12 protein-coding genes are annotated in these 12,881 nt (G+C 41.8%); 8 read left to right on the top strand and 4 right to left on the bottom strand.

The genetic code is table 11. The features are described from left to right. The first annotated feature begins 94 nt into the window (after positions 1–94). The 4 genes from AWT60_RS06455 (at position 95) to AWT60_RS06440 (ending at position 5,198) form a co-directional block, all read left to right on the top strand. On the top strand, positions 95–1,372 hold the full coding sequence (locus AWT60_RS06455) for a cation:dicarboxylate symporter family transporter (protein WP_024426051.1): 1,278 nt from the start codon (positions 95–97) through the stop codon (positions 1,370–1,372). An 18-nt stretch (positions 1,373–1,390) separates the two neighbouring features. After that, positions 1,391–2,836, top strand: a complete 1,446-nt coding sequence (gene aspA, locus AWT60_RS06450; RefSeq protein WP_024426050.1) for an aspartate ammonia-lyase — start codon at positions 1,391–1,393, stop codon at positions 2,834–2,836. A 116-nt stretch (positions 2,837–2,952) separates the two neighbouring features. After that, complete coding sequence (locus AWT60_RS06445) at positions 2,953–4,269, top strand: sensor histidine kinase (protein ID WP_041107796.1); 1,317 nt, start codon at positions 2,953–2,955, stop codon at positions 4,267–4,269. Next, positions 4,266–5,198: a response regulator gene (locus AWT60_RS06440; protein WP_041107794.1), complete on the top strand. Its 933-nt coding sequence runs from the start codon at positions 4,266–4,268 to the stop codon at positions 5,196–5,198. Before AWT60_RS06445 ends, AWT60_RS06440 begins: the two co-directional genes overlap by 4 nt. A gap of 19 nt (positions 5,199–5,217) precedes the next feature. On the opposite strand, the gene AWT60_RS06435 is transcribed toward AWT60_RS06440, so the two are convergent. Then, on the bottom strand, positions 5,218–5,823 hold the full coding sequence (locus tag AWT60_RS06435) for a TetR/AcrR family transcriptional regulator (protein WP_218677044.1): 606 nt from the start codon (positions 5,821–5,823) through the stop codon (positions 5,218–5,220). Between the two features lie 89 nt (positions 5,824–5,912). Here AWT60_RS06435 and AWT60_RS06430 point away from each other — a divergent pair, with 89 nt between their 5' ends. After that, on the top strand, positions 5,913–6,461 hold the full coding sequence (locus AWT60_RS06430; protein WP_034280914.1) for a hypothetical protein: 549 nt from the start codon (positions 5,913–5,915) through the stop codon (positions 6,459–6,461). Positions 6,462–6,498: 37 nt separating this feature from the next. On the opposite strand, the gene AWT60_RS06425 is transcribed toward AWT60_RS06430, so the two are convergent. Genes AWT60_RS06425 through AWT60_RS06415 form a run of 3 tightly spaced genes read right to left on the bottom strand, consistent with a single transcriptional unit; the run spans position 6,499 to position 9,066 of the window. Further along, entirely contained in the window at positions 6,499–7,437 is a 939-nt protein-coding gene (locus tag AWT60_RS06425; protein WP_218677043.1) for a metal ABC transporter substrate-binding protein, read from the bottom strand. A 13-nt stretch (positions 7,438–7,450) separates the two neighbouring features. Next, complete coding sequence (locus tag AWT60_RS06420) at positions 7,451–8,323, bottom strand: metal ABC transporter permease (RefSeq protein WP_218677042.1); 873 nt, start codon at positions 8,321–8,323, stop codon at positions 7,451–7,453. Next, positions 8,323–9,066 (bottom strand): metal ABC transporter ATP-binding protein, encoded by a 744-nt coding sequence (locus tag AWT60_RS06415; protein ID WP_218677041.1) that lies wholly within the window; start codon positions 9,064–9,066, stop codon positions 8,323–8,325. The genes AWT60_RS06420 and AWT60_RS06415 overlap by 1 nt, the downstream gene beginning before the upstream one ends. Before the next feature lie 411 nt (positions 9,067–9,477). Here AWT60_RS06415 and AWT60_RS06410 point away from each other — a divergent pair, with 411 nt between their 5' ends. From AWT60_RS06410 to AWT60_RS06400, 3 genes are all read left to right on the top strand, one after another. Beyond that, positions 9,478–11,577, top strand: coding sequence for a heavy metal translocating P-type ATPase (locus tag AWT60_RS06410; protein ID WP_041107784.1), 2,100 nt, complete (start codon positions 9,478–9,480; stop codon positions 11,575–11,577). Positions 11,578–11,717: 140 nt separating this feature from the next. Continuing rightward, positions 11,718–12,404 (top strand): DsbA family protein, encoded by a 687-nt coding sequence (locus tag AWT60_RS06405; protein WP_025094107.1) that lies wholly within the window; start codon positions 11,718–11,720, stop codon positions 12,402–12,404. Beyond that, on the top strand, positions 12,401–12,814 hold the full coding sequence (locus AWT60_RS06400) for a disulfide oxidoreductase (RefSeq protein WP_041107782.1): 414 nt from the start codon (positions 12,401–12,403) through the stop codon (positions 12,812–12,814). Before AWT60_RS06405 ends, AWT60_RS06400 begins: the two co-directional genes overlap by 4 nt. Positions 12,815–12,881: the final 67 nt, after the last annotated feature.

The following is a 12,881-nucleotide window of genomic DNA, read 5'->3' as shown; positions in this document are numbered from 1 at the left end:
TTCTTTTTGTTCCTTTTTGTCGTTTTTTGTAGGTTCGTCGTTAAGATGCGATTAAGCAACAAAGAAAGCGTTATCAAAAAAAGGGGGTTCACGTATGAAAAAGTTAGGGTTAGCTTCTCAAATACTCATTGCACTTGTTCTGGGTGTTGTCGTGGGAGCGCTGTTTTATCAAAATGAAACCGTTATTAATGTGTTAACGCCGATTGGCGATATATTCATCCATTTAATTAAAATGATCGTTCTTCCAATTGTTATTGCTGCATTGATTGTAGCAGTTGCAGGTGTTGGAGATATGAAAACGATCGGAAGACTCGGCGGAAAAACCATTCTTTACTTCGAGATTGTGACAACGATTGCATTAGCAGTTGGACTGCTTGCAGCAAACTTGTTCCATCCTGGTACAGGAATTGATATGAGCAACATGGAGAAAGGCGATATCTCTAAATATGAAGAGACATCTAAAGCTTCTTCTGAAAAAGCGACTTTCTCAGAAACGTTGGTGCATCTTGTACCGACAAACGTTTTCCAATCCATTGCAGAAGGTGATCTATTACCAACCATCTTCTTTACAGTCTTATTCGGATTAGGAATTGCCGCAGTTGGAGACAAAGGAAAACCAGTATTAGGATTCTTTGAGGGTATACTCGAAGCCATGTTCTGGGTGACCAATAAAGTGATGAAGTTTGCACCATTTGGTGTATTCGCGCTCATCAGTGTGACGGTGATCAAATTCGGGGTCGGAGCGCTTCTCCCGCTAGGCAAACTGGTACTTGTCGTTTACGGTACAATGGCATTCTTCGTCATTGTTGTACTTGGCATTATTGCGAAAATGGCTGGAACAAGCGTCTTTACACTATTTAAAGTATTAAAAGAAGAAATCATTCTTGCATTCTCAACAGCAAGTTCAGAAGCTGTACTGCCTAGATTAATGGACAAAATGGAGAAGTTCGGCTGCCCGAAAGCGATCACGTCGTTCGTTATTCCAACAGGCTACACCTTTAACTTAGATGGAAGTGCCATCTATCAATCCATTGCTGCGATATTTGTTGCACAAATGTACGGCATGCCGCTTTCCATCTATGAGCAAATTACGTTACTATTAATCTTAATGCTGACATCTAAAGGAATGGCTGGTGTACCAGGTGCATCGATCGTTGTTGTCATCACAACTCTTGGTGCTATGGGACTGCCGCTTGAAGGACTTGCCTTCATCGTTGGGATCGACCGACTTCTTGACATGGTTCGTACAACAGTGAACGTATTTGGTAACTCACTTGCAGCTATTGTGATGTCTAAGTGGGAAAAAGTATTTGATCAAGAGAAATCGAAGAAGTATATTGAGGAATTAAAACAACAAACAAAAGCAGCGTAAAAAAGGAGATCTTTTCAAATGACGAAGCTACAGGACAAGCAAGTTCGAATCGAACGAGACTTTCTAGGTGAAAAGGAAGTAGACACTCAAGCATATTATGGAATTCAAACATTACGTGCAGTGGAGAACTTTCCAATTACTGGCTACCGTATTCATGAGGAACTCATCAAAGCATTAGGGATTGTCAAAAAGGCAGCCGCACTTGCAAATATGGATACACAGCGACTATATTCTGGTCTTGGAGAAAAAATTGTTCAAGCCGCAGATGAGGTCATCGAAGGAAAATGGAACAATCAATTTATTGTCGATCCAATTCAAGGCGGGGCTGGCACTTCAATGAATATGAATGCCAATGAAGTCATTGCAAACAGAGCGCTTGAACTACTAGGAAAGGAAAAAGGCGCTTATACTGAGCTAAGTCCAAACACGCATGTGAACATGTCGCAGTCAACAAACGACGTTTTCCCAACAGCGATTCATATTTCAACATTGAATATGATTGAAAAACTACTTTATACGATGGAAAACATGCATCAAGTCATGACCGAAAAAGCGCAGGAATTCGATCATGTCATCAAAATGGGACGCACGCATCTTCAGGACGCTGTTCCAATCAGACTTGGACAAGAGTTTAGTGCTTATGCAAAAGTTCTTGCTCGTGATATTAAACGTATCAAGCAGTCTAGACAGCATTTATATGAAGTCAATATGGGAGCAACAGCAGTCGGAACTGGATTGAATGCAGATCCTAAATATATTCGCCAAGTGGTTGGTTACCTATCTGACATTAGCGGATTACCGTTAGTTGGCGCTGAAGACTTAGTCGATGCAACGCAAAATACGGATGCTTATACAGAAGTATCGGCTGCGCTTAAAGTATGTATGATGAACATGTCCAAAATGGCGAACGATATTCGTCTGATGGCTTCAGGTCCAAGAGCAGGCTTTGGTGAGCTGCACCTGCCGCCGAGACAGCCAGGTTCATCCATCATGCCAGGAAAAGTCAACCCAGTGATGCCTGAGGTCATGAACCAAGTGGCATTCCAAGTCATTGGGAACGATCATACAATCTGTCTTGCATCAGAGGCTGGCCAGCTTGAACTGAACGTTATGGAACCAGTGTTAGTGTTCAACCTGCTTCAATCTCTCAGCATGATGAAAAATGTATTCGAGTCCTTCGTGGACAACTGCTTGCGTGACCTAAAAGCAGATGAATCTAGATTAAAAGAATATGTAGAAAAGAGTGCCGGTGTCATGACGGCGGTGAACCCGCACATTGGTTATGAAGCGGCTGCACGAATTGCAAGAGAAGCCATCCTTACAGGTGCATCTGTACGTGAGCTTTGTCTGCAAAATGATGTGTTAACAGAGGAAGAGCTTGATGTCATCTTAAATCCTTTTGAAATGACAAAACCAGGTATTGCTGGTGCATCACTTTTAGAAAAGGATCGTTTAGAAGATTAAGCGGCATCATGAGAAGCGCACACCGGCAAAGTTCCGGTGTGCGCTTTTTCATGGAGGTTTGTTTTTCTTTAGCTCACATAGTATACTATCGTCAATTATTAGGGATGTGACTGCGTTTGAATCTACTGAAAAAATGGCTGAATACAGAGCCTTATTTAATTGTGCTGCTCATTGTACTGACGCCGATTGGCGGAGAGTTTAAATTTTATCCGTTTGAGGACAGCTTTCGGGTCAGCTTTGGAACCGTTGTCTTTTTCTTTATCCTGCTTCAAATGAAAAGATTTCCGGCATGGGCAAGCGGCATCATCGCTGGGATATCTGTTTTTGCGTTTCGCGTGCTACTTGATACAGCCGTGACAGGGCATCTTCCGCTTGAAGAGGCAGTTTCATTAAGATTTCCTTCCCTGCTTTATTATGTCGTCTATGGCACACTCTTTTATTTATTGAAGGTCAGACGTTTCCGCGATCAGCCTTGGCTGATTGGAGCGACAGGCATCATCATGGAGCTGTGCGCAAGCGTTGTTGAGATCATCGCACTTCGTGGCACGCTGGATGAAATTTTAACGGTGCGGACGCTTTTTCAATTATTTGTTTTGGCGATTTTCAGAAGCTTTTTCGTGTTGGCTTGTTATACAATGATTCGCTTATACGAAGAGCAGGCGAGAGAGCGTCAGATGAAAAAGGAAAAGGAACATTTGCTGATGCTCCTGTCCAACCTTTACACGGAATCTACATATTTTCATAAAACACTCGCACATGCTGAGCACATTACGGCCACATCCTATCAATTGTATCAATCCCTTCACCACGCAAAGGATGCGGAATCATTGGATTTGAAAAAGCTCGGTAAAACCGCCTTGCAAATTGCAGGAGAGGTGCATGAAATCAAAAAGGATAATCAGCGGATTTTTTCTGCCTTATCAAAGCTGATTCATGAGGAAAACTTCCAGGCTTATGAGAGTCCTTCTCATATCGCTGGGCTTGTCATTCGCATTCATGAAAATTATGCAGAATCTCTTAAAAAAAACATCGTCTTTCATTATGATGAAGATGGGCAGCATCCCGCCTATCACGTGTATACCATTCTATCTTTGTTAAATAACATCGTATCCAACGCTGTGGAAGCCATTCCTGTAGAAGGAGAGGTGTCACTTTCTATTTCACAGAAAGAAAACCACGTGATTTTTCAAATCAGCGACAACGGGCCTGGCATAAAAGAACGTAATCATCATGTGATTTTTAAACCTGGCTTCACTTTAAAATACGACCAGGCTGGGAATCCATCGAGCGGTATCGGGCTGGCCTATGTAAAGGATACAGCAGAGAAGCTTGGCGGAAGTGTTGAAATGAAGAGTATCCCAAATGAACAAACGATTTTCACATTAACGATACCAGTAGATCAAGTCAGTAGAAAAGAGGGGATTGGGAGATGAGATTTTTTATTGTTGATGATGATGAAGCCGTTCGTTCTTCACTGGCTCAGCTCATTGAAGATGAAGAGCTTGGCATTGTGGCCGGGGAAGCAGAGGATGGCGCAGAGTTAACAGCCAGCTACTTAAATGATTTGCACATTGATATCTTATGTATTGATCTATTGATGCCGGAAAGGGACGGGCTTGAAACGATTCGAGCGATCAAGGATGAGTTTCATGGGAAATACTTAATGCTGTCACAGGTTGAAACAAAGGAATTAATCGGACAGGCGTATACGCTTGGCGTCGAATATTATGTGACAAAGCCGATCAATCGTGTAGAGGTCTTAAGTGTCCTCCATCTGATGATTGAACGTCTTCATTTAGAGCATTCAATTGAAAATATTCAGCACTCACTCAAATCGGTCATGCAATTTCAGCAGCGCGGTCAGACGAAAACGAAGCAGCGGGGGAAAAGTCTTGCAGAGGCAGGTCAGTTTTTGCTGGCGGAGCTTGGTATTGTTGGTGAGAAGGGGTCTAAAGATTTATTAGATATGATTCTGTTTACAGACCAGTATTTAGCGCTGCATGCTGATCATCATGATTCCTTTCCTTCTTTAAAGATCATTTTCACTGGGATTACGGAGGATAAGTTAGGTGAGCCCTATACATCGGCAGACATCGCAAGAGAAGCAAAGGCAGCCGAACAGCGGGTAAGGCGTGCGATCAATCAATCATTGAAACACATCGCATCACTTGGGCTAACTGATTTTTCCCATCCAACATTTGAAAATTATGCATCTAAATTTTTCGATTTCACCATCGTACGAAAGAAAATGAGTGAATTGACGAAAGAGATGAGCGGAAGAGAAGAACACACCCGTATCAATGTGAAGAAATTTGTGCAGGTGCTTTACTACGAAGCGAAACGTATTTTTATGGAAGATTAAAAAAAGACATGCTCTCCAATTAAGGAGACATGTCTTTTTTTGTGATGGATTGCAGGTGCATCTGCAATACGGAGCGTATGAGCTGAGGCGGTATACGTTCGGGCTGCACGATTCCATTCAATGCAAGCCCATTGATGACCGCATAAAGCCGCTCGGTTTCTAATAAAAGATCGATATCAGTTAGCAGCAGCCCATCCTCTTTCAATTTCATTAAACAATATTGGACCGTTTGGAAAAGTTCGTCATACATCTTTGCATTGAGCGGCTGTAGATCTGGTTCAGTCAGTGCCTTGACTGAAAAAGCCTGCCACACCTCCATTTCAAATTTTCTTTCTTCATCAAGTGGAAGAAGCTGCTCCAATAAAGTGAGGACATTTTCCGCCGTTGAACCGTTTAATGAAAGCCCTGTAATCCGCTCTTTGACTCTTTCCTGAATTAAACTCATAGAGAATAGAAATAACTCTTGCTGTGTGGAAAAATAATGACGCATAGAGCCGGCTGAAATTCCAGCTTCGACTGCTATTTTTCGTACAGAAGCGTTTTCCAATCCCTCTTGTTTAATCACTCTCATTGCAGCTTGAGCGACCTTTTGTTTTTGTTTATGGTGATCGACGATTTTTGGCATACATTGATTTTAGCATAGCTGTTGTTTTTTTAACACATCTGTGTTATTTTTTATTTAATACAATCGTATTAAAAAAGGATGTGGAAAAATTGGTCGGGTTATTGATTGTGGCATGTGAAATTGGTTTTTGGCTGTTTATTCTAATGGGCTTAACGCTGCGTTATGTGTTTAAACAGAAAAAGTTGGGTGCTTTCTTTCTTGTCTGTACGCCGATTTTGGATTTAATCCTTCTTGCGGCTACTTATATAGATTTAAGGCAAGGGGCTGTGGCGAGTGTCATTCACGGGCTTGCGGCTGTTTATATTGGTGTGAGCCTTGCCTTCGGACATCAAATGGTGAAATGGGCAGATGCTAGGTTTGCCTATCGATTTGCAGGAGGCCCTAAGCCAAAGGGAAAACCAAAGTACGGTAAGGAGCGGTCTGTGTATGAAATGGTCGGCTGGGCGCGGCATTTCATTTCTTATGTTATTGGAGCGGGGCTGTTATATGGATTGACCTATCTCATCCAAGCACCAGAGCGGACGGAAGCGCTGATGCAGCTTGTCAATACATGGGGGATGATCTTAACTATTGATTTCATCATTAGCATCAGCTACGTCATTTGGCCGAAAAAACATCCGGAAAATATAACAGGCTGACAAAAAAGACAGGCGGATTCACTCCACCTGTCTTTTCTTATGATGACAGCCCATTGTAAATGGTGTCGATATTCCATTTCATCATCTTATAGTAGCTGTCTCCATCTTCACCTTCTTTTCCAATAGAGTCAGTGAAGACTTTTCCTTTGATCGGAACCCCGGTTTCCTCAGAGAGGCTTTCAAGACTGCGTTTATCAACACTTGTTTCAAGAAAGAGCGCAGGAACTTGATGATCTTTGACAAAATGAATAATGCGCTTCATTTGTCCTGGTGTTCCTTCATTTTCTGTGTTAATCTCCCAAATGTAGCCGGCTTTCAGTCCATACGCCTCTGCAAAATATTTGAATGCCCCTTCACTTGTGACTAGGAGCTTTTTGTCTTTTGGCAGCTGATCAAACTTGTCTTTTGCTTCATCGTGAAGAGCTTGAAGCTTTTTGATATAGGCTTCTGCATTTTTTTCGTAATCCTCTTTATGTTCGGGGTCCGCTTGAATGAGCGCATCTCGGGCATTTTGGGCATAAAGGATCCCATTCTCAACATTCAGCCATGCGTGCGGGTCCTGCTGGCTTTCAAGGCCTTTTGAAGACAAATGCTTCACTTTGACGCCTTTACTCAGCTCGGCTACAGGTGCATCATCCCCGTTCTTGCCGCTCGATTCAAGCAGCTTTTGAAACCAGCCGTTTCCTGTTTCAAGGTTCAAGCCATTATATAGAACAAGGTCTGCATCCGTCGTATACTGAACATCCTTTGGCAGTGGGTCAAATTCGTGTGGATCTGTACCAATGGGAACAATGCTGTGAATAGAGACATGCTGCCCGCCTACTTCTTTCACAATGTCATAAAGAATGGAGTAGGTCGTGACAACTTTTAATGTGCCGTCATCTTTACCGGAATTACTTTGCTGGGTCGAACAGCCTGCGATGATCATAAGGGCAATGAATACTGCGGTCAAACGGATAGCAAATACCTTCTTCATATATGTCCTCCTTTTACATAGACGCTTCCTTTTTTAAGTGCGTTCGTTTTCGTTTAGATTTTAATGATCTCCATAGAATGCCTTGTTTTGGTGAAAAGATAAAGGCACTGCCGAATAAAATGGTCGCGACCAGTACGATGGAAGCGCCAGATGACAAGTTATACATAAAACTAAGCCCTAGACCTACGACGGCAGAAACAGCACCGAAAAAAGCAGATAAATAAATCATGATCCAGAGCCGATCCGTTAAGAGATAAGCGGTGGCTGCCGGTGTGATCAGCATGGCAACGACAAGAATAATCCCAACGGTTTGCAGTGATGCAACGGTCACAAGGGTCAATAAGGTCATGAGAAAATAATGAATCATACGATTCGGCAAACCGTAAACCGAAGAAATCACCGGATCAAATGAACTAATGAGCAGTTCCTTGTAGAAAACAATGACGGCTAGCAAAATAAAAATACCGATTCCCAGTGTAATCCACATATCAGATGATCGAACAGCTAGAACATTTCCAAATAGAATATGATATAGATCACTTGAACTTTTCAAAAATGTGATCAAAATAATTCCGATTGAGAAAAAGGCTGTAAAGACAATGCCGATGGCAGAATCATTTTTTATGCGGCTGTTTTGACTCACATAACCGATCCCAATCGCTGTTAACACCCCAGTTAAAACAGCCCCGAAGAAAAAGTTAATTCCAAGCATATAAGAGATGGCGACCCCTGGCAGTACGGCGTGAGAAATGGCGTCTCCCATCAGAGCCATGCCGCGTAAAATGATAAAGCAGCCGATAACACCGCAAATGATGCCTACCATGACGGATGTAAATAGCGCTTTTTGTAAAAAAGCATATTCAAAGAGTCCGGTTAAAAATTCCATTACACGTCTCCTCCTGCTGATTTTAAGAATGGCAGCTGTGTTTCATATGCTTCCAGCATGATCTCTGGGCGAAGGATGTCGTGTACAGGCCCTGCTTTGATGAGTTTTTTATTTAACAGAACAAGATGGCTGAAATAATCATCTGCCTTACTCAAATCATGATGGACAACCAAAATGGTTTTCCCTTCATCTCGCAATTCCTTCAAAATGCGAACCATCGTTTCTTCACTTGCCATATCAATCCCGACAAATGGTTCATCCAAACAGAAGAGCTGTGCGTTTTGAGCAAGTGCCCTTGCAAGGAAGACACGCTGCTGCTGTCCGCCGGATAACTCACCGATTTGTCTTTTGGCAAAGTCCTGCATCCCGACTTTTTCTAAACAGTGATACGCATATGCCCGGTCTTCTTTTTTTGGACGTTTGATTAGTCCGAGCTTCGGATATGTTCCAAGTAGTACGGTATCCAGTACATGAATCGGAAACGTCCAATCTAAATCATTTCTCTGCGGTACATAGGCGATCTGTTTTCTGACTTGTTTAAAGGGGTGTTCAAAAAAAAGAATATCCCCTTGGTCTTTTTCAATGAGATCCAAACATGCCTTGAGTAACGTCGATTTACCAGCACCATTTGGACCGATGATTCCTGTCATTGTCCCTTCCTGTATGGAAAGAGAGACGTTCTCTAATGCATCCTGTCCGTGATATGAGACATGAAGACGGTCGATTGTTAAAGCATTTGACATCTCTTGCGGCCCCTTTCAATCATCATTGCGCTTCCTAAAGATATATGCATACATTAAATAATTTTGACTAAAGGATGAAATGATTCTCTAACGCTAATTTGTTTCCTTGGGGAAACTTTTATTTTATTCTAAGCCTTTGTCCTTCTTTTGTAAAGAGAAAAACTGCAAACCATCGTTTTTATGTTATGCGGGGAGGGGGGACATGAGCTTGGTTTATTGAAAATCCGTGTGACAGAATTGGACACAAAAAACCAATGATTTCTTCAGAAAGGATTGACAGAAGACAAGAACTCTTCATATAATAAAGGTAATCTAATATATGAATATATGCTCATATATAAAGCTCTTGATTTTTAATAGGTTTCATCGATCCAGGGAACGTTACTTATCATATAGAAAAAAGGTGAGAACATGAAAAAAATGAAGGATGAATACGTATTAAGCGGTCTTGATTGTGGAAACTGTGCACGTAAAATTGAAACAGGTGTCAGCAAAATGGATGGCGTTGAAGCTTGTTCCGTTAATTTTGCGACAGGGACATTGACTGTCACACATGCAGATAAGCAAGAAACGATGTCAAAGCGTATTGAAAAAACGGTTCAGTCCATCGAACCTCATGTGAGTGTATCACCAAAAGAAGAAGGACATCACCACGATCATGATCATGGGACAAAGAATTTAAAAGCGATTGTGCTGAAATTAATTGGCGGTGCAGTCATTGGAACAGCAGCTTATTTTATACCAGAAGATGGCTTACTGAAATTTATCATGTTTTTCGCAGCGTATTTACTAGTCGGCGGTGATGTGGTTTTTAAAGCGCTGAAAAATATCGTGCGCGGCCAAGTATTTGATGAAAACTTCTTAATGACCATTGCAACAGCTGGCGCTTTTGTCATTCAGCAATATCCAGAGGCACTGGCAGTGATGCTGTTTTACCAAATTGGAGAGCTGTTCCAAGGGGCAGCAGTGAATCGTTCAAGACGATCCATTAGTGAATTAATGAATATTCGCCCTGAATATGCAAATCTCAAAGTAGGAAATGAAACAAAAAAAGTGAAGCCGGAAGAAGTAAAAGTCGGTGACCGTATCGTCGTAAAACCGGGCGAAAAAATTCCACTTGATGGTCTCGTCATTGAAGGCTTTTCACTCGTGGATACCTCTGCATTAACAGGTGAGTCTGTGCCGCGGGATGTAGAAGCAGGGAAAGAAGTTCTTGCAGGATTTGTGAATCAAAACGGTATTCTTGAAATTGAAGTGCAAAAAGGTCTAAGCGAATCAGCAGTGACGAAAATTTTAGATTTGGTTGAGAATGCGAGCAGCCGAAAAGCACAGACAGAAAACTTTATCACAAAGTTTGCAAAATACTATACACCGGCTGTCGTTGTATTAGCATTGCTGCTTGCCTTTGTGCCACCGCTTCTCATTCCATCAGCTCAATTGTCTGACTGGGTTTACCGGGCACTCGTTTTCCTAGTGATTTCTTGTCCTTGTGCGCTTGTCGTGTCCATCCCATTAGGATTCTTCGGGGGAATTGGGGCAGCTTCTAAACGAGGCATCCTTGTAAAAGGCAGTAACTATCTAGAAGCACTAAACTCTGTGAGCTATGCTGTATTTGATAAGACGGGCACACTCACAAAAGGGAACTTTACGGTGACCAATATCGTGACAGCGAGCGACAAGTGGTCAGAAGAAGAGCTGCTTTCTTTTGCAGCTTTAGCAGAAGCCCACTCCTCACATCCGATTGCTGAATCAATTAAAGCGGCATATGGTTCGCCGCTTGATGAAAGCAAGATCGAAGCATATGAAGATATTGCGGGACATGGAATTAAAGCAACCATCAGTGGTTCCAAAGTGCTAGCAGGTAATCATCGCTTGATGGAACGAGAAGGCATTTCATATGAAAAAGAAAAACGAAGCGGAACGGTTGTGTACATGGCCATTAACGGTGAGTTTGCCGGATCGATCTTGATTGCAGATGAATTAAAGGATGATGCAATTGAAGCGGTCTCAGCTCTAAAAGCATCTGGCATTCAAACAGTCATGCTGACTGGTGATGCCAAGCAAGTTGGAACAGCGGTCGCCCAGCAAATTGGCATTGATGAAGTACATGCCGAATTATTGCCGCAGGATAAAGTAACGAAATTAGAAGAAATTGATCAGAAAAAAGCGCCTCAAGAAAAATTATTATTTGTTGGGGACGGCATTAATGATACACCGGTATTAGCAAGAGCAGACATAGGAATTGCGATGGGCGGACTTGGTTCAGATGCAGCGGTAGAAGCGGCTGATATCGTCATTATGACAGACCAGCCGTCAAAAGTAGCAGAAGCCATCGCTGTCGCTAAACGAACAAGAAGAATTGTATGGCAGAACATTGCATTTGCTCTTGGGGTTAAAGGGGTTTTCCTATTACTCGGAGCATTTGGTATTGCAACCATGTGGGAAGCTGTCTTCTCGGATGTCGGTGTGACTGTACTCGCTGTTTTAAATGCCATGAGGGTAATGAAATAAAATTGTTAGGAAAAATTCATGAATACCATCTTTCATAATGAATCCCCTCTTGTTAAAATAGAAGAAGTTGGATAATGGCATTATTCTAGCTATTATCCTTTTTCTTTTGAAGGAATGAAAAAGATAAGGTAGGTGCTTATGTGAGTAAAAAAAATAATCAATCATCATCCATTAAATTTGCTGTCATTTTAACCATTATCGCAGCTCTTCTCATCGGATTATTCGTCGTCATTGGAAATAACAACAGCAAAGAAGCACAAACGGTTGACAGTAAGCCTTCTATTAAAGGACAGCCTGTCATGGGAGATAAAAACGCAGCCGTGCAAATTGTTGAGTTTGGGGATTATAAATGTCCATCATGTAAATCATTTGAAACAGACATTTTCCCAAAGCTGAAAGCGGACTACATAGATAAAGGCGATGTATCATTTTCGTTTATTAACTTACCACTTCCTGTTCATGGAGATGGCGCAGTGCTGGCAGCACTAGCTTCTGAAGAAGTGTGGAAAGAAGATCCGAAAAACTTTTGGGCATTTCATGAAGCTGTCTATCAAGCACAGCCAGATAGTGAAGCCGAATGGGTCACGCCTGCTAAGCTGACGGAGCTAGCGAAAAAGACAACAAAAATAGATACGGACAAGCTTAAAGATAACCTATCAAAGAAAACATATCAGCCGCAGCTGAACACAGACGATCAGCTTGTGAACCAATATAAAGTGAATGCAACACCAACTCTTTTCATTAACAACAAACAAGTCCAAAATTTTTATGACTATGATGAAATCAAAGAATTAATTGATCAAGAGCTCAAAGGGAAAAAATCATGAGGAATAAGCTTGTTTACTTATACAGTGCTTGGATCGTTTCTATCGTTGCGACGATGAGCAGCCTGTATTTAAGTGAAGTAAAGAAGTTTATCCCATGCGATATGTGCTGGTTTCAGCGCATTTTCATGTACCCGCTCGTGCTTTTACTTGGAATTGCGACATTCAGAGGCGATGTGAAAGTGAAATATTACGTTCTGCCTTTGGCTGTGATTGGCGCTTGTTTTTCTATCTATCATTATATGGAACAAAAGATACCTGGCTTTGCATCGATTCGCCCTTGCCTGAGCGGTATTCCTTGTTCCGTTGATTATTTGAACTGGTTTGGTTTTATCACCATTCCACTACTAGCCCTTATTGCATTTATTCTCATCATCATTAGTATGCTGCTGTTAAATGCAAAAGAAGATTGAAAGAGATAGCCTGCTTATAAGCAGGCTATTTTTTATTTTTGCAAAAAGATAAAATTTAAAGAAAATT

The organism is Bacillus sp. F2HM, from assembly GCF_019266135.1.
Taxonomy (GTDB): domain Bacteria; phylum Bacillota; class Bacilli; order Bacillales; family Bacillaceae; genus Bacillus; species Bacillus safensis.
This window is presented reverse-complemented; position numbering and strand designations above follow the sequence as displayed.